This window comes from Serratia sp. CY84636, from assembly GCF_052166245.1.
In the GTDB taxonomy this organism is placed as follows: Bacteria; Pseudomonadota; Gammaproteobacteria; order Enterobacterales; family Enterobacteriaceae; genus Serratia; species Serratia nevei.
The window spans coordinates 630,108-650,650 of the sequence record NZ_JBJNOX010000001.1; the positions used below are offsets into that span (position 1 = coordinate 630,108).

Below are 20,543 nucleotides of genomic sequence, written 5' to 3' on the forward strand. Positions count from 1 at the left end.
CCGATCGTTATTCACTATGGAGCCTTTGGGAATCATGATGCTTGAGTCTGCCAATACCCGCCGTCCGCCGTTCGATCGCGAAATGGTCGATATCGTCGATTATGTGATGAAAGAGGCCGTCGATACCCCGGCGGCGTACCGCACCGCCCATTATTGCCTGCTCGATACCCTCGGCTGCGGGCTGGAGGCGCTGAGCTATCCGGCCTGCAAGAAATTGATGGGGCCGGTGGTGCCGGGCGCCGAGGTGCTGAACGGCAGCCGGGTGCCGGGCACCCGCTTCCAGCTGGATCCGGTGCAGGCGGCGTTCAATATCGGCGCCATGATCCGCTGGCTCGACTTCAACGACACCTGGCTGGCGGCGGAGTGGGGCCACCCGTCGGACAACCTGGGCGGGATCCTGGCGGTGGCCGACTGGCTCTCGCGCCAGGCGGTGGCGGCGGGCAAGGCGCCGCTGACCATGCGGCAGGTGTTGATCGCCATGATCAAGGCGCATGAGATCCAGGGATGTCTGGCGCTGGAAAACGCCTTCAACCGGGTGGGGTTGGATCACGTGCTGCTGGTGAAGGTGGCGTCTACTGCGGTGGTGGCGCAGCTGCTCGGCCTGAGCCGGGCGGAGATCCTGAATGCGGTGTCGCTGGCGTGGGTGGACGGGCAGTCGCTGCGTACCTATCGCCACGCGCCGAACGCCGGCACCCGCAAATCCTGGGCGGCGGGGGATGCGACCGCCCGCGCGGTGCGGCTGGCGCTGATGGCCGCCACCGGCGAGATGGGCTACCCCTCGGCGCTGACGGCGCCGACCTGGGGGTTCTACGACGTTTCATTCAGCGGCAAACCCTTCCGCTTCCAGCGGCCGTACGGCGCGTACGTGATGGAGAACGTGCTGTTTAAAATTTCGTTCCCGGCGGAGTTCCATGCCCAGACCGCCGCGGAGGCGGCCATGACGCTGCACCGCTTGATGCAGGCCGCCGGTAAAACCGCCGCCGACATCGCCAGGGTGAGCATCCGCACTCACGAGGCCTGCCTGCGCATTATCGACAAGCAGGGGCCGCTGGATAACCCGGCGGATCGCGATCACTGCATTCAGTATATGGTGGCGATCCCGCTGCTGTTCGGCCGGCTGACGGCGGCGGACTACGAGGATCGGGTGGCGGAGGATCCGCGCATCGACGCGTTGCGTGGCAAGATCCACTGCCATGAAGATCCCGCCTTCACCCGCGATTATCACGATCCGGAAAAACGCTCGATCGCCAATGCGCTGACGGTGGAGTTCGCCGACGGCAGCCGCCTGGATGAGGTGGCGGTGGAGTATCCTATCGGCCATGCGCGGCGGCGCGAAGAGGGCATCCCACTGCTGATCGAGAAGTTCAAAACCAACCTGGCGCGCCAGTTCCCGGCCCTGCAGCAGCAGCGTATTCTCGAGGTGTCGCTGGACCGGCAGCGGCTGGCGCAGATGCCGGTCAACGAGTATCTCGATCTGTGGGTGATCTGACGCGAGGCGGCGCTGACAAGCCACGTCGGCGTCGCTATGATGGATGCTTCATTCCCCTCCATCTTCTTATCAGGTGATTCATGATTGATGCCGCAACGCTGTTGTTGTTTTCCGGTGCCTGCGTGGCGCTGGCGCTGACTCCCGGCCCGGATATGCTGCTGATCGCTTCGCGCAGCGTCAGCCAGGGGCGGCGCGCCGGTTTCGCTTCGCTGGCGGGCATTCAGCTCGGCACGTATTGCCACGCGTTGGCGGCGGCGCTGGGGTTGTCGCAACTGTTCGTCGCCGTGCCGCTGGCCTACGACGCGGTAAGAATGCTCGGCGCCGCCTATCTGCTCTACCTGGCGTGGAAAACGCTGCGATCCGGCAGCAGTTTGCAGGCTTCCGCCGGGTTGCAGGCGGTGCCGACGGCGCGCATCTTCCGCCAGGGGCTGTTCACCAACATCCTCAACCCGAAAATGGCGCTGTTCGTGCTGGCGCTGTTCCCGCAGTTTATCGATCCGCGTTCAGGCTCGGTGGTGGTGCAGATGCTGGCGCTGGCGACGGTGCTGAATCTGGTGGGGTTGCTGATTAACGGCGGGGTGATCCTGGCGGTCAGCGGCATGAAAAGCCGCTTCGCCGGCCGCCGCTTCAGCGCCCGCTGGCCGAACTACCTGCTGAGCGGGGTATTCGCTGGGCTGGCCTGCAAGCTCATTTTCGACAGCCGCCGCTAACCCTCGCGCAGCAGCGCTTCAAATGCCGCGCTGGCCGGTTCGTCCGGCAGCGCGCTGTACATCACCAGCCGCAGGTGATTCTCTTCGTCGACGATGAAAGAGGCGTGGTCAAAGGTGACCGGGCCGATCTCCGGGACGATGAAGCTGCGCCGCCCCTGGCAGCGCCCGTGGATATCGTGCTGCCGCCAGAGCCGGCGGAACGGCGGCGATACCCGCTCCAGCGCCTGTACCCGTTGGCGCATTACCTCATCCTCCGGCGCGCGGGCATAGTCGCGGCGGAAGCTGGCCAGGATTTGCGGTGCCTGCGCCTCCCACTCCAGCAGGCGTTCATTGAGCTGCGGATCGGCAAACAGCATCCACAACATGTTGCGCTCTTGCGCCGGGCGTTCGCCGATAGCGAACAGCCGCTGCGCCGCCGGGTTCCAGGCGATGATGTCCCAACTCAGGTTCATGACGTAGGCCGGCCGCAGCACAAGGTCGTCCAGCAGCCGCTGCACCAGCAGTGAGACCTGGCACCACTGATGGCCGACCGGCACCGGCGGCCGCTGATGCGCCAATAAAAACAGGTGGTAGCGGCCGGCGGCGTCGAGCTGCAGCACCCGCGCCAGGTTCTCCAAAAATGCCACCGACGCATTGATTTCCCTGCCTTGTTCCAGCCAGGTGTACCAGGTGAGGCCGACGCCGGCCAGCGCCGCGACCTCCTCGCGCCGCAATCCCGGCGTGCGGCGGCGGCTGCCGCTCGGCAAACCGACCGCCTCCGGCGACAGCTGTTCTCGCTTTTGACGTAGAAAATCCGCCAGTTCGTGGCGGGTGCGCTCGAGGGTACGTGGGGGCATGGCGGCCGTCCTGTTGCTGTTAGTAATAGTATAAATGGCTATATAGTAACAGTTTAAACCCTGTTCCATACTGCGGCCATCATAATCGCTGGAGGTGGTATGGAACATTCATTATCTCGTGAACGGCGGGCATTGCCCGGCCTGCCGGTACTGCTGTTGGGCGGCTTCGTCACGGTGTTCGATCTGTTTGTGGTCAACGTGGCGGCGCCGGTGATCCAGCGGCAGTTCGCCGCCGATTTCGCCGGTGTTGGTTTGATCGTCGCCGGCTATGAACTGGCGTTCGGGGTGCTGCTGATCGCCGGTGGGCGCCTGGGGGATCGCTTCGGGCGCCGGCGTTTGTTCAGACTCGGCATGTTGGGCTTTACGCTGAGCTCTCTGCTGTGCGGGCTGGCGGGATCGCTCAACCTGCTGATCGCGGCGCGTATCCTGCAGGGGGCGGCGGCGGCGCTGCTGTTCCCGCAGATCTACGCCTTGATGCGGGTGCTGTACGCGCCGCAACAGCGGCGGCGCGCCTTCGCCTGGCTGGGCATGACGCTGGGATTGGCGGCGATCTTCGGCCAGATCCTCGGCGGGTTTATCATCGAGGCCAACCTGTTCGGCAGCGGTTGGCGCATGATCTTTTTGATCAATTTGCCGATTGGCGCGCTGGCGCTGTGGGCGGCGCGGCGCATTCCCGAATCGCGGGTGGCGCAGGCGCAGCGGCTGGACGGCGTAGGCCTGTGGCTGGCGGCGATCGGCCTGTCGCTGTTGCTGCTGCCGCTGCTGGAAGGGCCGGCGCGCGGCTGGCCGTGGTGGATAGCGCCGATGCTGGCGTTGGCGATGGTGACGCTGTGGGGCTTCCTGCGTTGGGAGCGCCGTCTGGCGCGGCGCGGCGGTGATGCGGTACTCGATCCGGCGCTGTTCCGCCAGGCGGGCTTCGCGCCGGGCATGGCGGTGGTGCTGGCGATTTATGCCACCGCCTCCTCGTTTTTCTTGTGCTTCGCGCTGCTGCTGCAGGCGGGGGCGGGGCTGACGCCTTTTCAGGCGGGCAGCCTGTTCGCCCCGGCCAGCGCGGCCTTTATGCTGGCGTCGATGCTGGCGCCCCGGCTGGCACTGCGTTGGGGCAATGGCGTACTGAGCGTGGGCGTGGCGATTTACGCCGCCGGGTTGGCGCTGTTGATGGCCCAGGCGCTGTGGGGCGCGGCGCTGGCGCATCCGCTGCGGCTGCTGCCGGGGTTGGTGGTGCTGGGATTCGGCCAGGCGCTGAGCATGACGCCGCTGCTGAATTTGGTGCTCGGTTTGGCGCAGGAGCGGCAGGCGGGCATGGCGGCGGGCCTGGTTGCCACCGTGCAGCAGGTGGGAGGCGCGCTGGGCATCGTGGTCAGCGGCGTCGGCTTCGTGCCGCTGCTGGCGAACGGCGGCGCGGCAGAACGCTATGCGCAGGCCTTTGCCGGCGCCATGGTATTTAATCTGTTGGCGATGGGCATTGCCCTGATCTTGTTAAACCGGATCACTCAAAATAGTCAGAAAGCGGATCTTAAGTAGGCCGCCGGCGGGTGCTTTACTGTGGTCATCATGAGAGAGCGTAAGGAGCCACACTGATGTTTCAACCCGCCGCATTTCGCGAAGACGATCTGGATGCCCAACTGGCGCTGGTGCGCGCCCACCCGTTGGGGCTATTGGTCAGCCACGGCGAGCAGGGATTGACGGCCGATCCGCTGCCGTTTCTGGCCGATGTCGAACAGGGGCAGATCCGGCTGCGGGCGCACCTGTCGCGCGCCAACGAGCACTGGCGGCGGCTGCAGCACGCGGCGGAATGCCTGGTGATTTTTCAGGGTTTGGAAGGTTATGTGTCGCCCGGCTGGTACCCGAGCAAGCGCCAGACCGGCAAAGTGGTGCCGACCTGGAATTACAGCGTGGTGCAACTGTATGGCGTGCCGACGGTGATGGACGACCCAGCCTGGCTGCGCCGCCAGCTGATTGACCTGACGGCGCAACAGGAAGGGCGCCGCCCGGCGCCCTGGCGGCTCGACGACGCGCCGGCCAACTACATCGCCGCGCAGCTTAAAGGCATCGTCGGTATCGAGATCGCCGTCACCCGGCGCGAAGGCAAATGGAAGATGAGCCAAAACCGCAGCGCCGACGATGCCGATGGGGTGATCGCCGGGCTGCGCGAAGGGGATGAAACGCAGCGGCGGCTGGCGGCGGAGGTTGAGCGGCGGCGCGGATAGGGTATGCTAACCGAAGAGTGAGCAAGGGGAACCTTCGGATGGATTACACCAAAATTATCAAAGAAATAGGCCGCGGCAAAAATCATGCGCGCGACCTGGACCGGCAGACCGCTTTTGAGCTGTATCAGGCGATGCTGGCCGGGGCGGTCCCCGAGCTGGAGCTGGGCGGCATTCTGATCGCGCTGCGCATCAAGGGTGAGGCCGAAGAGGAGATGCTGGGCTTCTACCAGGCGATGCAGCAGCAGGTGTTGCTGCTGCAGGCGCCGCAGGGGCGGCCATTGCCGGTGGTGCTGCCGAGCTACAATGGCGCGCGAAAGCAGGCCAACCTGACGCCGCTGCTGGCGCTGCTGCTCGCGAAAGTGGGCCTGCCGGTGGTGGTGCACGGCGTGCTGGACGACAGTACCCGCGTGACCAGCGCCGAGATTTTCCGCGCCCTGGGGCTGCCGTGGTCGGAACAGGCCGCTCACGCCCAGCAGCGTCTCGATAACGGCGAGGCGGTATTCATGCCGGTTTCCACGCTGTCGGCGCCGCTGGCGCGGCAGCTCGGGTTGCGTTGGCGCATGGGGGTGCGCAACAGCGCCCATACGCTGGCCAAGCTGGCGACGCCGTTCGGCGAACAGGATGCGCTGCGCCTCGCCAGCGTCTCACACCCGGAGTATGTCGGCCGGGTGGCGTCGTTTTTCCGCCAGATCGGCGCCCGCGGGCTGTTGATGCACGGCACCGAAGGCGAAGCCTACGCCAACCCGCTGCGCTGCCCGCAGATTCATTATATTGCCGGCGGCGAACAGCGGGTATTGCTGGAGCGCACCCTGCAGGATGAAACGCCGACGTTGCCGGCGGCGAAAGACGCGGAAACCACCGCGCGCTGGACCGAGCGCTGCCTGGCGGGCGAGGTGGCGATCCCGCAGGCCATCCAGCGGCAGATCGCCTGTTGCCTGGTGGCCGCCGGCGAGAGCGAGACGCTGGAACAGGGGCTGCAGCGGCTGCGTCAGGCCTGAGCGCGACTATACTGGGATATTTCCTCATCGGCTGAGAAGGACGGTTATGCAACAGGCTCTCGATTACTTCAATCAATTGAACCAGGATTACCTCGACGTACACCGCGCCAAAGAAGAGCTGTTCTGGCAAAACTACATGGGCACCGGCGGTGAAGACGTGTCGGCGCGCTTTTCCGCCGCGGAAAGCGCCTATAAGCGCTTTATCGCCGAACCGCGCCGGCTGGCCGAGATCCGCACTCTGCTGGCCGGAGTGGAAACGCTGCCGCAGGAGGCGCAGCGCGATGCGCTGATCCACGGCCTGCAAGGCTGGCTGCGTTTCTTCGACTGTAACGCCATTGAAGATCCGCAGGCGCAGGCGCTGTTGGATCAGATCATCCACGCCGAATCCGATCTCTACTCGCGCCGCAAGGGCTATCAGGTCACGCACCTGAACGTCGACGGCCAGCGGGTGGCGGCCTCGCTCGGCGAGCTGTTGACCAACCAGGCGACCAACCCGAACGAAGACTACCGCCGCAGCTCGCAGCAGGCGCTGCGCGACCTGGAGCAATGGCTGCTGCATAACGGCCTGCCGGAGCTGATTGGCCTGCGCAACCGCTTTGCGCGCCAGATGGGCTATCGCAACTATTTCGACTACAAGGTGAACAAAACCGAGCGCATGACGCCGGAGCAGCTGTTCGCCATTCTGGATCGTTTCGAGCGGGAAACCCGCGAGGCCAACGCGCGCAGCCTGCAGCAGCTGGCGGCCGACAAGGGCAGCCAGGCGCTGGAGCCGTGGAACGTGCGCTTCGCCAGCGCCGGCGACGTCACCCGCCAACTGGATCCTTACTTCCCGTTTTCGCGTTCGCTGGAACGCTGGGTCGACAGCTTCAAACGCCTGCACATCGGCTTTGGCGGCGCCGAGATGAACCTCGATCTGCTGGTGCGCAAAGGCAAGTATGAGAACGGCTTTATGCACGGCCCGGTGCCGCCGTTTGTGCGCCAAGGGGAATGGGTGCCGGCGCGCATCAACTTCACCAGCCTGGCGCAGCCGGGGCAGGTAGGCAGCGGCGCTTACGGGCTCAACACCCTGTTCCACGAAGGCGGCCACGCGGCGCATTTCGCCAACATTCGCCAGAATGCGCCGTGCTTCTCGCAGGAGTTCCCGCCGACCTCAATGGCCTATGCCGAAACCCAGTCGATGTTCTGCGACAGCCTGCTGGACGACGCCGACTGGTTGAAACGCTATGCGAAAAACGCCGCCGGCGAAGCGGTACCCGATGCGCTGATCGAAGCCGGCATCGCGGCGCGCCAGCCGATGCGCGCGTTTAACGAACGCCATATCCTGCTGGTGCCGTACTTCGAGTGGGCGCTGTATCAGTGGGATGATGAGCAGCGCACGCCGGAAGCCATCACCGCGCTGGCGCGCGAGGTCGAGCAAAAGATCCTCGGCATCAGCGGCAGCCCGCGCCCGACGCTGGCGATCCCGCATCTGCTGTCGCTGGAGTCTGCCTGCTCTTACCAGGGCTATCTGCTGGCGATGATGGCGGTGGAACAAACCCGCCAGTTCTTCCTGCAGCGCGACGGTTACCTGACGGACAACCCGGCCATCGGCCCGGATCTGGCGCAACACTATTGGCTGCCGGGCAACAGCGTCAGCCATGACGACACGCTGCGCAGCCTGACCGGCGAAGGGTTCAACCCGGACTCTCTGGCGCAGGCCTGTAACCAGACAGTGGCGCAGGCGTGGCGCGAGGCGCAGCAGACCATGGCCGCCGCCGCCGCGCGCCCGCAGCCGCCGGCGGATTTCGATTTGGAGGCGCACATTCGGGTGGTGGACGGCGAGACGGTATTGGCGGATAACGCCGACGGTGACGAACGGATGTGCCGCGACTTCGCCGCGGCGATAGAGGCGCGTTTGGTTTAAGGCTGACAATAAAATCCACGCGGCAGCGTGGATTTTATTTAATGGTTAAAACCGGGCGTTATTTTATTCGAAATAGACGTCGGGATTATCGGCCAGGGACACGAAGCTCTTGGTGTTTCTATCCAGCGTACGAATTTCGCCGCTTTCGATGTCGTACACCCAGCCGTGCAGGCGCAGCCCGCTGTTGCGCAGACCCACCGCAACAGAAGGGTGGGTTTTGATATTATTTAGCTGGGCGATAACGTTCTCTTCCACCATAGCGTTAACTTTGTCTGTTTCGCTATTCCAGGTTTTCTTCTCGACCACCGCTTTGGCCGCATCCGCGTAGTGCAGCCAGTGGGCAACGGCAGGCATGGGATCGAGGCATTGGCAGGACGCGATAGCCTTCATGGCGCCACAGTTCGAGTGGCCACAAATCACGATATCAGTCACGCCCAGCGCCACCACCGCGTATTCGATAGTCGCAGAAACCCCACCCGGCTCCGGGCCAAAGGAAGGGACGATGTTACCGGCGTTGCGGATAACGAACAGTTGCCCAGGCTCTTGCTGCGTCACCAGCTCGGGCACCAGGCGGCTGTCAGAACAGGAGATAAACAGCGCTTTAGGATTTTGGCTGGAGGCCAGGCTGCGAAAGAGTTCCTTACGCTGCGGGAAAATCTCTTTCTGGAAACTGAGGAAACCTTCAATAATATGTTGCATACAACGCTCTCTGCATCTGTAGTCTGCGTAACATGATAATCATCCTCTCCCGTTAGTCCAGCAATGGGGTGGTAAAAAAATGTGTGCTCATCCCCCCTGCAAACCCCATTAAATACGGGGTTTCTACCCGTTTTCGGCAGCATTGTCCGGTTCGTTTACGCGTGGGGTGCTGAAGAAGCGGACAGTAAGAAACTCGCTGTCTTGCCTGTTCGGCGCTAACGATGAAACCGTGTTACGGTTGTTCATCCAAGAGCCGCGTAACCCTAAGGCAATGAAATGAAAAAACTGACTTTTTTATTGGCGTTGGTATTACTGAGCGGCTGTGTGCAGGGGCGCCCCTGGTTCTATCCGGCAAACGTCAGCGTTAAAAACAATCGCGTATGCATTAGCGTGCCGGACGATATTGCCGGAAAACGCGAGCTGGTGGGCATCGGAATTTATCAACCGGGGGTGGGCGGGAAGGCGGAATGGTCCACTTCGGTTGCGCCAGGTCAGCAACCGATAGCGGTCATGCCAGGCGAATGCCTGACGGAGGCTTTCGGCGGGTTCCAGATTGGGCATAGCTATTCGGTTGAGATTGCGACGGTCGGCAATGCGTCAAATGAGGCGCCGCGCAAATATTGGACTGAATTTACAGTGGTTGCTGATAAAGCGGATGGTAATAAACTCGCTGTCGTACCCATTCAGCGCTGACGTACGCGAACATAAAAAAAGCCCGCCGGGGTGATAGCCGGCGGGCTTTTTGACGTCTGGGGCGGTGATTATTTGTAGATAACCGCGGTGGCGTGCATCAGGTTATTGCCGCTGGTGGAGGTGATGGTGAAAGCCTTGGCGCCCGCCGCATCGGCTTTGGCGGCCAGCTGAGACTTCAGGCTGCTCAGGTCGGTTGCGCCGCTGGCGACGATCACGCCGGCTTTTTCGAATTGGGCGGCATCCTGCGCGCTGACGTGTTCAGCGGCGAAAGTGGTGAAAGAAACGGTAGCCAGGGCGATAGCGGCAGCAAAAGTTTTGATGGTTTTCATGTTGGTCATTCCTGTCAAAGTGAATTAGGGAGAAAGGGGTTTGCCTTTCGATGGGAGGATTATTGCGCAGTGACAGGCGGGATGAAATCGGAGAGTGTTGACAGTTTTGTTCAGATTTTTTGATTATTAATTCCCCCGTTCATCTTCTGCATAAACAGGGGGAGACGATCAGCGCGTTGGGCGCGCCAGATCGAAACGGTGCTGTTCGGAAATGCCGTAGTAGGCGCTCGGGCCGCCGGCGCGCAGGATCGGTTCGGCGGCGGCGGTCTGGTAGACGCCGTGTTCGTCCAGCAGCGCCGGATCGAGGTGCACCGCCACCACCTCGCCCAATACCAGCCAGGTTTCCACCTGTTCACCGGCGGCGGTTTGCAGCTGAATGCACTGGGTCAGGCGGCATTCGAAGTTCACCGGGCTTTCGGCCACGCGCTCGGCTTTGACCCTGCGCCCGGGCAGCGGCGTGACGCCGGCGAAGGCGAATTCATCCTCGCCGCGCGGCAGGTTGATGGCGCTGTTGTTCATCGCTTCTGCCAGCGGGCGCGTCGCCAGATTCCAAACGAACTCGCCGGTTTCCACGATATTCGCCACGCTGTCTTTCCAGCCGGTGCTGGCGAAACCGATGATGGGCGGGCGATAGTTGAAGCAGTTGAAAAAGCTGTAGGGCGCCAGATTGCGCAAGCCGGCGGCGCTGCGGGAAGAGATCCAGCCGATGGGGCGCGGGCCGACGATGGCGTTCAGCGGATCGTGCGGCAGGCCGTGGCCGGCGGCGGGTTCATAATAATAACGAGATTCACGGCTCATGGGGGACCCTGTGGCAATCGATGAAGCTTTCATTGTGCCGGGTTTCCCGCCGCTGCGCCATTGCGGGCCGGATGTGTTATCTTACGCGTCGGAAATACCTTCAAGAGAGCCCGTCACGGTGGAAAAAAAGAAAACCTTCCCGCAGCAGAAAAGCGGCCTGCATCCGCGCAACCGTCATCGTTCGCGCTACGACTTCCCGGCGCTGATCGCCAGCTGCCCGGCGCTGGCGCCGTTCGTGAAGCCGAACGCCTGGGGCGATGTCTCGGTGGACTTCGCCGATCCGGCGGCGGTGAAAATGCTCAACCGTGCGTTGCTGCAACACTTTTACGGCATTGAACACTGGGATATTCCGGCGGACTACCTGTGCCCGCCGATCCCCGGCCGCGCCGATTATCTGCACCACCTGGCGGATCTGCTGGCGACCAGCAACGGCGGCGAGATCCCGCGCGGCAAGGGTGTGGCGATCCTCGACGTCGGCGTCGGCGCCAACTGCATCTACCCGATCGTCGGCCTGCGCGAATACGGCTGGCGTTTCACCGGGTCTGAAATCGATCCGGTGTCGCTCAACTCGGCCAAGATGATCGTCGAGATGAACCCGACGCTGCGTAACAGTGTGCGTCTGCGGCTGCAAAAACAGCCTGAGCTGATTTTTAGCGGCATCATCGGCGCGGCCGAGAAATTCGACGCCACCCTGTGCAACCCGCCGTTCCATGCGTCCGAGCAGGAAGCGCGCGCCAGCACCCGCCGCAAGCTGCACAAATTGGGCAAAGGGGAAGTGGCCGCCAAGCCGGTGCAAAACTTCGGCGGCAAGAACAACGAGCTGTGGTGTGAAGGCGGCGAAGAGGCCTTTGTGCGCAAGATGGTGGAAGAGAGCGTCGGCAAGGCCAACCACTGCCTGTGGTTTACCTCACTCATCTCGAAAAACACCACGCTGCCGGCCATTTATCATGCGCTGAAGGTGGCGGGCGCGGCCGAGGTGCGCACCATCGAGATGGCGCAAGGGCAGAAGATCAGCCGCTTCGTCGCCTGGACCTTCCACGACGCCGAGCAACAGGCCGCCTGGGCAGCCGAACGCTGGCGCTAACCCTTCCGGCGCCGGTTATCCTGCCGGCGCCGACAAAAATCCGCGTTTTACCTTTCAATTTTCATCACTTACGTTATTCTCAATGCGGGTCTAGTAATAAAAATCTTAGGCTGTTGGTTTATTTAAATTCTAATAATTACTTTACTGAATAAATAAATTTAATCCGGTTAATAGCAATAACCAGAAGGAACGGCGCTGCCCGTTCCTTCCGCGATGGCACGTCTGCGTGTGGGCGCGGCATGTGGCCAGGCAAAAATAAGAAAAGCGCCATCATCTGCCACAAGGACTACACCTTATGCTGTTACGATTCAGTCAGTTAACTACCCACAAAGGCGCCGAGCTGAGCGCGATAGAACACGCCGTTCCGATGATCGTCTTCTCGCCCGACGGCACGGTATTGCGCGCCAACGATCTTTTCCTCAGCACGCTGGGATTTCAACGCGATGACGTGATTGGCCGGCATCACCGTATTTTCTGCGATCCGAACTATGTCGCCAGCCCGTTATATCGCAAGCATTGGGAGACGCTGAATAAGGGGCAACCCATCACGGACACCATAAAGCGCATCGCGAAAAACGGCGAGGCGGTATGGCTGCAGGGCACCTACGCGCCGGTGCTGAATAAGCAGGGTAAGGTGGTGGAAATCGTCAAGATCGCCAGCGAAGTGACCGAGCGAGTGACCCAGGCGCAGGAACACCGCAGCCTGCTGGCGGCGCTGAATCGCTCGATGGCGATGATCGCTTTCACGCCGCAGGGCACCATTGTCAGCGCCAACGACAATATGCTGGCGCTGATGGGCTATCGGCTGGAAGAGGCGTGCGGGCAGTCGCATGCGGTGCTGTGCCCGCCGGAGTTCGCCGCTTCCGACGATTATCGGCGGCATTGGCAGCGCCTGGCGCGCGGCGAGTTCATCACCGGGCGTTTTGAGCGTCTCAACCGGCGCGGCGAACGGGTATGGCTGGAGGCCAGTTACAACCCGATCCTCGACAACGAAGGCCAGGTGGTGAAAGTGGTGAAGATTGCCCAGGATATCACCCGGCTGATGCAACAGCAGCAGCACGAAGAAGAGATGGTGCGTAACGCGCATCATCTGTCGCTCGATACCGATCGGCAGGCGGCGCAGGGCGCGATCATCGTGCAACAGGCGGTGAAAGGCATGCAGCAGGTCGAAGCGGCGGCGCGCGAAACCTCGGACGTGGTCACCGAGCTCGGTAAGTGTTCTCAGCAGATCGGCACCATCGTCGAAGCCATTCGTAAAATCGCCTCCCAAACCAACCTGCTGGCGATTAACGCCTCGATCGAAGCCGCCCATGCCGGTGAGCACGGGCGCGGTTTTGCGGTGGTCGCCAACGAAGTGCGCACGCTGGCGGAACAGTCGCGCAAGGCGGCGACCGAGATTGAGCGCATGACCAAGTCTATCCAGCAAGGCGTGGCGGCGGCGATTGCCGGCATGGCAACCTGCGTAGAGCAGGCCGGCGGCGGCGTGGCGCTGACCCACGATGCCGGGGAAGTGATCAACCAGGTCAACATCGGCATGCACGACGTCGTGAAACTGATGCAGGCGTTTACGTCGGTGAAGCAGGGCGACGCGCTGCACTGAGTTTTCACCACGCCGCCCGCCGAAAACGGGGGCGGCGTTTTTATCTTCCCGCCGATTCACACGCCGTTGAGCCGTGGTTCAATTTTACCGGCCTATGCTATCCTTAAATGTGAACGAACGTTCGTTCATTAATGTTTATTCGATGGCGCCAGGCGCCCCCCTTCACCGTTTCGGGAGTTGTCGATGGGAAATCGAGAAAAGATTGTCAAGGCCGCGCTGCACAGCTTTACCCATAAGGGATTTCACCAGACCAGCATGCGGGATATCGCGCAGGCGGCGGGCGTCAGCGTCGGCAACCTCTATAACCACTTTACCGGCAAGGAGGCGTTGATCGGCGAGATTGCGCTGCTGGAAAACGGCGTATTCACCGAGTTTGCCGCCAGATTGCGGGCCGAGAGAAAGCGGCCGAAGCAGGCGCTGTCGGCCTTTTTTACCGCCTATCACGCTTTTGTCGCTGAGCCGGCCAATGTGCAGCTGTCGGCGGAGATCGTGGCGGAGGTGGCGCGCAACCCGGCGTTGGCCGAGCCGTTCGGCGCCAACCAGCGGCAGCTGATTGAGGCGCTGGCGACGGTTATCGCCGAAGCTCAGCAAACCGGTGAGATTGCACCGGCGATAGCGCCGTTACCGCTTGCGCAGCTGGTGTTGGACGTGATCGAAAGTCAGGCCTGGCGGCAGGCGATCTTTGCGTCGTCCGCGCCGGAGGAGACCACGCCGGTGCGGCTGTTGGAACAGCTGCTCTACCGGCATCCCTAGTCGAGGTGGATATGCTGCACATTGAGCCGTACCACGATGCTGACCGCCTGCAAACGGCGGCGCTGATCTACGCTGCGTTCTGCGACAAGTTCCAGCGCGCGCGCCGTCTGAGCCCCCGCCTTCAGTGGCGTCTGTTCTATCGGCTGTGGCGTTGGAAGCAAGGCGGCAGCCGGGAGCGCAGCTTCGTGGTGAAGCAGGATGAACAGGTGGTGGCGGCCTTTGCCCTCAATGCGGCCGCTGGCGAGAACAACGCCGGGCGGCGTCCGCATGCCTTGCCGATTTGGCGGCTGTGCCGCCGCTATGGTTGGCTGAACGTTTGGCGCATGTATCTGCAAATGGCGGTGTTGCGGCACACCCCGGCGGCCGATGAACTGTATCTCTCTTACCTGGCGGTGGCCGAGAATCAGCGCGGCAAAGGGGTGGGCAAGCGGCTGCTGCAGTGGATGAACGACTACGCTGCCGGGCAGGGTTCGGGGCGGCGCCTGAGCCTGCACGTCAGCCGGCGCAACGTGGATGCGCTGCGCCTGTATCGGCGCTGTGGTTTTCAGGTGCGGCGAGAAGAGCATTACGCTGCGTTGGGATGGCTGTTCGGTCAGGCCGACTGGGTGTTGATGGAGAGACTCTGCGGGGAGGCGACGTGCGCAAAATAGGACTGTGCAGTGTGGTGCTGTTTCTGCTGGCGCTCGGGTGGGTCATTTTCGTCAACGACTTTCGCTTCGTCACCGAACCGATCACGGTGATCGCCGGCGGCAACCGGCTGACCGGCACGCTGGTGTTGCCGCAGCATGCGCCGGTCAAGCCCGGCGTTGTGGTGTTCGTGCACGGCGATGGGCCGGCTAACGCCAGCCGCGACGAAGGCTATTTCGGCATTTGGGAGGCGATGGCGCAGCAGGGCTACGCGGTTTTATCCTTCGATAAGCCGGGCGTTGGCGGCTCGGGCGGCAACTGGCTGCATCAGACCATGGCGGATCGTGCGCGGGAAACCGCCGATATCATCGACTGGGCCCGGCGAGACGGGCGCTTCGATGCGCGCTGCGTGGGGCTATGGGGCACCAGCCAGGCGGGGTGGGTGATGCCGGAGGTGGCGCGTTTACGCCCCGATATCGCCTTCACGCTGGCGCTGGCGCCGGCGATCAACTGGCTGCGGCAGGGGCGTTACAACACCCGCGCGGCGATGGCGGCGGCGGGGGAAGATGAAGCGAAAATCCAGGCGCGCGAAGCGCACTGGCGCCATATCCAGACGCTGCTCGAGCAACCGGACGGCTACGCGCAGTACCGCCGCGAGTATGGCTCCGCCGCATTGAGCGCCGACCGCTGGCGCTTTATCCGCGCCAACATGGCCAGCGACGCGAAGGCGGGATTGCGGAATTTCAACACGCCGGTGCACCTGATCCTGGGCGGGCGCGACGTCAACGTGGACGCGGACGAAACCGAGCGCGTGTATCGGCAAACGATCCCGGCCTCGCTGCTGACGGTGACGCGCATCGACGAAGCCGACCACGTGATGATCAAACCGCTGTTCGCCCGCCATCCGTGGCTGATCAACGTGGTAGGCCTGTTTGCGCCGCGCTCGGTGCAATACGACGCCTACCGACAGGACGTGGCGGCCTTCCTGGCCGCTCAGCCCTGCGGGCGCGGGCGCTAACCGCCGGGAGCCGCGGGCGGTGCCTGTTCTTCGTGCGGCTGCGGCGCGCGGGAGATCTGCATCGCCTGCTGAGGCATGCCGATGCCGGCCCGATCGAAATGGATTTTCACCAGCCGATCGAGGGCGTATTGCACCACCCACTGTTTCAGCGCCTGCGTGCGCACCGTCACGCGGGTGGTGAACGAGCGGTCGCCCAGCGCCACCACGCCGTTGAAGACCGGCTCGCCAATCAGGAAATGCTTCACCTGCTCATCCTGCTTCAGCGCCGCGACGGCCTGATGCAGCACCTCATTGACCCGATCGATATCCTCGTCGCGGCTGACGGTGTAGTTGGCGCGATACACCCCGAACTCACGCGCATAGTTGGCCAGCGTAGTGATCGAGGAGTACGGCACGATGTGGTAGACGCCGTAGTCGTCGCGCAGGCCGATCGAGCGAATGGTCATGCGCTCCACGGTGCCGGTGATGCCGCTGACGGTGACGTATTCGCCGGTGTTCATGCCGTTTTCGAACTGGATGAATACGCCGGTAATCACGTCTTTCACCAGCGTCTGGGCGCCGAAGCTGATAGCCAGCCCCAGCGCGCCGGCGCCCGCCAGCAGCGGCGCGATGTTCAGCCCCACCTGCGACAGCACGATCATCACGGTAATGGTGCTGATAACGATAGCCAGCACGTTGCGAAACAGCGTCAGCAGCGTGCGTTCGCGCGCGCTCGGCCGCACGCCGTTGCTGAGCTCCAACGCCAGGCGGTGCTCGATGATGCTGGCCATCAGCGTCCAACTGAAGACGGCGATCAGCAGGATCAACAGGATATGCACCAGCCCGCCGAGCGTCCGCTGGCCATTTTCGCTGCCTGCCCACTGGTACAGATTAATCAGGTGCCAAGCGTCAAGCAGGAACAGCGTCACCGCCAGCACCACCATCACCCGCAGTATCTTCAACCCGTTGGGAATATAGGAGTTGATGCGCCGCTCAAGCATCGGATAGCGCAGATTGACGTCGGTCGGCAGCGAAATGCGGCGGAAAATCCAGCGGGTCAGCATGCCGGACAGCAGAGCGCCGACGCCGACCACCAGCAGGCTTTTCACCGTGGCGCTCATCATAAAGCGCAGGCTGTTGCCGATGTCGAACTGGGACAGCACGAACAACACCAGAAAATAGGCGATCGCCAGCAGATGCCAGATATGCCCCAGGCCGCGCAGGATCACGCTGAAAAACGCCATCGACCGTTCGGCCAGCAGGTTGATCTGTTGCTGTATCGGTTTGCGGTTGTGCAGGATCAGCCAGATGGCATACAGCGTCAGCGCCAGCATGACCACCAGGTTGACGGCGGCGGCTGCCGGGTAGCTGATCTGCACCGCCACCACCGGCACCACCACCATCAGGCCGTAGCCGATCAGCCCGCTGAGCCAGGCGAGACGCGTGTTCCAGTAGCGCGCGCTCGGGTCACTGAAGGGGAAGGGGCGCAGGTAGTCGAAGTTGGGGGCAAAAATCAGCCGCAGCACCGCCTTGAAGAACTCAATCACCGCGAAGGCGCTGAGAAACAGGGTCTGCAGCCGCAGAATGGTGGCGCTGTCGGCGTGGACGTGGCGGGCGAACAGGTTGCCCGCCGCCAGCGCCAGCAGCAGCACCAGCAGATCGACGGCGAAAGCGCCGAGAATGGCGGCGGGGCGTTTATACCACGGGCCACGCTGCAGCCGGGCGTTGTGCCCCCAACTGCCCATGCGCTTGTACAGCGGCGCGATCAGCCGCCGGATCAGGTGGAACAGCGCAAAGGTGACCGCCACCGTCAGCAGAAAGTAGCCCAGCGCGCGGAAAAAGCCGGCGGGATTGAAAACGCGCTTCGGGCCGGAATCGATCAGCTTTTGCAGCGCGCCGAGCTTCTGGTTAAAGGTGCCGATGCCTTCCTGCGCCAGCGAGTTCAGGCTGTCGCTCAGCGTCGCCGGCGTTGATTCCACCGGCGTTGCCGGGGCGGTGGCGGGGGCGTCGCTGGCGGCCTGTTTCAGGTGGTTGATGAGTTCCGCGCGCGCTTTGTCGTCCTGCAGCAGATCGGCCAGCGCGGCGTAGGCGGCTTTCTGCTGCTCGCTCTTGTCGGCGGGCGCGGGCGGCGCGTTTTGCGCCAGGGCCGGTGGTGCGAAGACGTTCAGGGTCAGCAACAGCAGCAGGAAAAGCAGGTGTTCTCGCAGATGAGAACTTCGTCGGGAGTCTGCGTTTGGCGGCATTGTTCCTCTCTTTGGCGTTCTGTGATCGGCGGATGTAAAAGCAATACGATGAAAAACAATCAATATAGTAGGAAAGATGGCGCGCTGGGGCGTGGGAGAGCGTGCGGAATGAAAGCGGCGGGCGCGTGGCGCGCCCGCCGTTAAACCGCCGGGATCAGGACACGTGCTGCAGGAATTCCTGCAGACGCGGGCTTGGCGGATGGTTGATCAGATCGTGCGGGTTGCCGTCTTCGGCAATCCGGCCCTTATCGATAAAGATCAGGCGCGACGCCACTTTTTCGGCAAAGCCGACTTCGTGGGTGACGATGACCATCGTCATGCCTTCCTCGGCCAGATCCTGCATCACCTTCAGCACTTCGTGGCGCAGCTCCGGATCGAGCGCGGAGGTCGGTTCGTCGAACAGCATCATTTTCGGCTTCACCGCCAGCGCGCGCGCAATCGCCACGCGTTGCTGCTGGCCGCCCGACAGTTCGGACGGGTAGTGGTGGGCACGCTCCGCCAGACCGACCTTGGCCAGCAGCTCGCGCGCCAGCTTTTCCGCATCGGACTTCTTCGCGCCGCGCACGCGGATCGGGCCGAAGGCGACGTTTTCCAGCGCCGTCAGGTGCGGGAACAGGTAGAACTGCTGGAACACCATGCCGGCTTCCTGGCGGATCAACCGATCGTCAACTTTCGGATCGTTGGCTTTCAGACCGTCGACGATCAGATCGCCGCTGGTGACTTCTTCCAGCTTGTTGATGCAGCGCAGCAGGGTGGATTTGCCCGAGCCCGACGGCCCGATGATCACCACCACTTCGCCTTTGTCGATCTTCAAATCGATGTTGTGCAGCACCTGGGTTTGGCCAAAATGCTTGGAGACGTTTTTAAATTCAATCATAGGATTTTCATCCTTCTTTCCAGACGACGCAGCACGAAGCTCAGCACCAGGGTAATAATCAGATAGATAACCGCCACGGCGCTCCAGATTTCCAGCGCGCGGAAGTTACCGGCAATAATTTCCTGACCCTGACGGGTCAGCTCCGCCACGCCGATCACGATGAACAGCGAGGTGTCTTTGATGCTGATGATCCACTGGTTGCCCAGCGGCGGCAGCATGCGGCGCAGCGCCAGCGGCATAATGACGTAGCGGATGGTTTCGCGGCGCGACAGACCGAGCGCCAGACCGGCTTCGCGGAAACCGTTATGAATCGACAGCACCGCGCCGCGGGTGATTTCCGCGATGTAGGCGCCGGAGTTGATCATGATGGTCACCACCGCCGCGGTGAACGGATCGATGCGCAAGTCGCTAAATGCCATCGGCAGGGCGAAGTAGATGAACATCACCTGCACCACGATCGGCGTGCCGCGGATCACTTCGATAAACACCAACGCGATGTGGTTGGCGATCCAACCGCCGTAGGTGCGGGCAAAGCCGGCGACGAGGCCGATGATCAGGCCGCCAATCAGACCGAGGACCGAAATCCACAGGGTCATTTTGGCGCCCTCTAACAAGATAGGAATGGCGGGCCAGATGGCGCTCCAGTCGAACTGCATGATATTTCTCCCGGTGATCCCAAACGTGGGTATCAGATACAACGAAGCGCAGGGGGTTAAGCGACCCCCTGTGCTTAAGTTAATAGCTTGCCAAATTCACAGCTTACTTAGGTTCGGTGCCGAACCACTTCTTGTAGATCTCGTTATAGGTGCCGTTCGCGCGCAGGGTTTTCAGCGCGCCGTTCACCTTCTCGCGCAGCTCGTCGCTGCCTTTCGGGAAGGCAATGCCATACTGCTGTGCTTCCAGCGAATCGCCTACGGTTTTGAACTTGCCGGCGCCGGCCGTCTTAATGAAGTATAGGATGTTTGGCGTGTCGTGCAGCACCGCATCGGCGCGCTTGGTGCCCAGTTCCATGTAGGCGTTGTCGATGTTAGGGAACTGGCGCAGATCCTTGGTTTTGATGTGCTGCTTGGCGTAATCCACCGAGCCGGTGCCGCTCTTCACCGCCACCACTTTGCCGTTCAGATCGTCGATGCTTTTCACGCTGTTGTTGTCGGCGTTGACCATCACCAGCAGGCCGCTCTTGTAGTAGCCGTCGGAGAAGTCGATGGCCTTTTTGCGCTCATCGGTGATGGTGATGCCGGCCAGCGCCAGATCGACGTTTTTGGTCTGCAGCGCCGGAATGATGCCGCCGAAGTCCATCGGTTTCAGGGTGTAGTCCAGCTTCAGCTCTTTGGCGACGGCGGCCCACAGGTCGATGTCGAAGCCGACGTATTTGTCGCCTTGTTTGAACTCAAAAGGAACGAAAGCGGTGTCGGTGGCGACCACCAGTTTGTCTGCTGCGTGGGAACTTACGGCAAAGGCCAGAGAGAGTGCGGCCAGGGAGACTTTAAAAATCGACTTCATGAGAGGAATTCCTGTACAGGTTGCGGATTACCCATTTTTTATATTGCAGTTGGTGCCATGAAAAAATCGTGCCATGTTTTCAACCACTATAAAAACAAAGAGTTAGTGCGTGATGTTGTGCCAGAAAGGCGAATTGTTATGGTTATGCACCAAGGTGAGGCACCAAAATGGTGCGTAAGAATTATCTTGGTGCA

At 62.2% G+C, this 20,543-nt stretch carries 20 protein-coding genes; 12 read left to right on the forward strand and 8 right to left on the reverse strand.

The window, feature by feature from the left end:
• Positions 1–37 precede the first annotated feature (37 nt).
• Both ACJ8QI_RS03235 and ACJ8QI_RS03240 read left to right on the forward strand, forming a co-directional pair.
• Positions 38–1,489, forward strand: coding sequence for a bifunctional 2-methylcitrate dehydratase/aconitate hydratase (locus ACJ8QI_RS03235; protein ID WP_442532129.1), 1,452 nt, complete (start codon positions 38–40; stop codon positions 1,487–1,489).
• An 80-nt stretch (positions 1,490–1,569) separates the two neighbouring features.
• The gene (locus tag ACJ8QI_RS03240) at positions 1,570–2,199 is read left to right on the forward strand and encodes a LysE family translocator (protein WP_048321374.1); all 630 of its coding nucleotides are present in this window, start codon (positions 1,570–1,572) and stop codon (positions 2,197–2,199) included.
• On the opposite strand, the gene ACJ8QI_RS03245 is transcribed toward ACJ8QI_RS03240, so the two are convergent.
• Positions 2,196–3,035, reverse strand: coding sequence for a helix-turn-helix transcriptional regulator (locus ACJ8QI_RS03245; RefSeq protein WP_149572101.1), 840 nt, complete (start codon positions 3,033–3,035; stop codon positions 2,196–2,198). The two genes, ACJ8QI_RS03240 and ACJ8QI_RS03245, sit on opposite strands and share 4 nt — an antisense overlap.
• A 99-nt stretch (positions 3,036–3,134) precedes the next feature.
• Here ACJ8QI_RS03245 and ACJ8QI_RS03250 point away from each other — a divergent pair, with 99 nt between their 5' ends.
• From ACJ8QI_RS03250 to ACJ8QI_RS03265, 4 genes are read left to right on the forward strand one after another with little or no spacing between them, the layout of a single operon-like run.
• Positions 3,135–4,559, forward strand: a complete 1,425-nt coding sequence (locus ACJ8QI_RS03250; protein ID WP_442532064.1) for an MFS transporter — start codon at positions 3,135–3,137, stop codon at positions 4,557–4,559.
• Between the two features lie 56 nt (positions 4,560–4,615).
• Complete coding sequence (locus ACJ8QI_RS03255; RefSeq protein ID WP_442532065.1) at positions 4,616–5,245, forward strand: FMN-binding negative transcriptional regulator; 630 nt, start codon at positions 4,616–4,618, stop codon at positions 5,243–5,245.
• 38 nt (positions 5,246–5,283) lie between these two features.
• The gene (gene ybiB / locus ACJ8QI_RS03260; protein ID WP_442532066.1) at positions 5,284–6,243 is read left to right on the forward strand and encodes a DNA-binding protein YbiB; all 960 of its coding nucleotides are present in this window, start codon (positions 5,284–5,286) and stop codon (positions 6,241–6,243) included.
• A gap of 46 nt (positions 6,244–6,289) precedes the next feature.
• Positions 6,290–8,146 (forward strand): M3 family metallopeptidase, encoded by a 1,857-nt coding sequence (locus ACJ8QI_RS03265; RefSeq protein WP_089185694.1) that lies wholly within the window; start codon positions 6,290–6,292, stop codon positions 8,144–8,146.
• A 63-nt stretch (positions 8,147–8,209) separates the two neighbouring features.
• Here ACJ8QI_RS03265 and ACJ8QI_RS03270 read toward each other — a convergent pair whose 3' ends face one another.
• Entirely contained in the window at positions 8,210–8,845 is a 636-nt protein-coding gene (locus ACJ8QI_RS03270) for a carbonic anhydrase (RefSeq protein ID WP_004939270.1), read from the reverse strand.
• Between the two features lie 276 nt (positions 8,846–9,121).
• Here ACJ8QI_RS03270 and ACJ8QI_RS03275 point away from each other — a divergent pair, with 276 nt between their 5' ends.
• The gene (locus tag ACJ8QI_RS03275; RefSeq protein ID WP_442532067.1) at positions 9,122–9,538 is read left to right on the forward strand and encodes a putative T6SS immunity periplasmic lipoprotein; all 417 of its coding nucleotides are present in this window, start codon (positions 9,122–9,124) and stop codon (positions 9,536–9,538) included.
• 68 nt (positions 9,539–9,606) lie between these two features.
• Here the strand turns inward: ACJ8QI_RS03275 and bhsA are convergent, their stop codons facing one another.
• Positions 9,607–9,867, reverse strand: coding sequence for a multiple stress resistance protein BhsA (gene bhsA / locus ACJ8QI_RS03280; protein WP_015377148.1), 261 nt, complete (start codon positions 9,865–9,867; stop codon positions 9,607–9,609).
• A gap of 168 nt (positions 9,868–10,035) precedes the next feature.
• Positions 10,036–10,665, reverse strand: coding sequence for a flavin reductase family protein (locus ACJ8QI_RS03285; RefSeq protein WP_442532068.1), 630 nt, complete (start codon positions 10,663–10,665; stop codon positions 10,036–10,038).
• A gap of 118 nt (positions 10,666–10,783) precedes the next feature.
• Between ACJ8QI_RS03285 and rlmF the strand changes: the two genes are divergently transcribed.
• The 5 genes from rlmF to ACJ8QI_RS03310 all read left to right on the forward strand — a co-directional run bounded on the left by rlmF (position 10,784) and on the right by ACJ8QI_RS03310 (position 15,747).
• Positions 10,784–11,749: a 23S rRNA (adenine(1618)-N(6))-methyltransferase RlmF gene (rlmF, locus tag ACJ8QI_RS03290; RefSeq protein ID WP_442532069.1), complete on the forward strand. Its 966-nt coding sequence runs from the start codon at positions 10,784–10,786 to the stop codon at positions 11,747–11,749.
• A gap of 295 nt (positions 11,750–12,044) precedes the next feature.
• On the forward strand, positions 12,045–13,349 hold the full coding sequence (locus tag ACJ8QI_RS03295; RefSeq protein ID WP_064290256.1) for a methyl-accepting chemotaxis protein: 1,305 nt from the start codon (positions 12,045–12,047) through the stop codon (positions 13,347–13,349).
• 183 nt (positions 13,350–13,532) lie between these two features.
• Entirely contained in the window at positions 13,533–14,102 is a 570-nt protein-coding gene (locus ACJ8QI_RS03300; protein ID WP_442532070.1) for a TetR/AcrR family transcriptional regulator, read from the forward strand.
• Positions 14,103–14,113: 11 nt separating this feature from the next.
• On the forward strand, positions 14,114–14,752 hold the full coding sequence (locus ACJ8QI_RS03305) for a GNAT family N-acetyltransferase (protein WP_070914015.1): 639 nt from the start codon (positions 14,114–14,116) through the stop codon (positions 14,750–14,752).
• Positions 14,740–15,747, forward strand: coding sequence for an alpha/beta hydrolase family protein (locus ACJ8QI_RS03310; RefSeq protein ID WP_442532071.1), 1,008 nt, complete (start codon positions 14,740–14,742; stop codon positions 15,745–15,747). Before ACJ8QI_RS03305 ends, ACJ8QI_RS03310 begins: the two co-directional genes overlap by 13 nt.
• On the opposite strand, the gene ybiO is transcribed toward ACJ8QI_RS03310, so the two are convergent.
• From ybiO to glnH, 4 genes are all read right to left on the reverse strand, one after another.
• Positions 15,744–17,969 (reverse strand): mechanosensitive channel protein, encoded by a 2,226-nt coding sequence (gene ybiO, locus ACJ8QI_RS03315; RefSeq protein ID WP_442532072.1) that lies wholly within the window; start codon positions 17,967–17,969, stop codon positions 15,744–15,746. The two genes, ACJ8QI_RS03310 and ybiO, sit on opposite strands and share 4 nt — an antisense overlap.
• Positions 17,970–18,123: 154 nt before the next feature.
• Entirely contained in the window at positions 18,124–18,846 is a 723-nt protein-coding gene (glnQ, locus tag ACJ8QI_RS03320) for a glutamine ABC transporter ATP-binding protein GlnQ (RefSeq protein WP_004939230.1), read from the reverse strand.
• Positions 18,843–19,502: a glutamine ABC transporter permease GlnP gene (glnP, locus tag ACJ8QI_RS03325; RefSeq protein WP_019454487.1), complete on the reverse strand. Its 660-nt coding sequence runs from the start codon at positions 19,500–19,502 to the stop codon at positions 18,843–18,845. Before glnP ends, glnQ begins: the two co-directional genes overlap by 4 nt.
• Before the next feature lie 103 nt (positions 19,503–19,605).
• A complete protein-coding gene (gene glnH / locus ACJ8QI_RS03330; protein WP_038880498.1) occupies positions 19,606–20,349 on the reverse strand; it encodes a glutamine ABC transporter substrate-binding protein GlnH in 744 nt (247 codons plus the stop codon).
• Between the last annotated feature and the right edge of the window lie 194 nt (positions 20,350–20,543).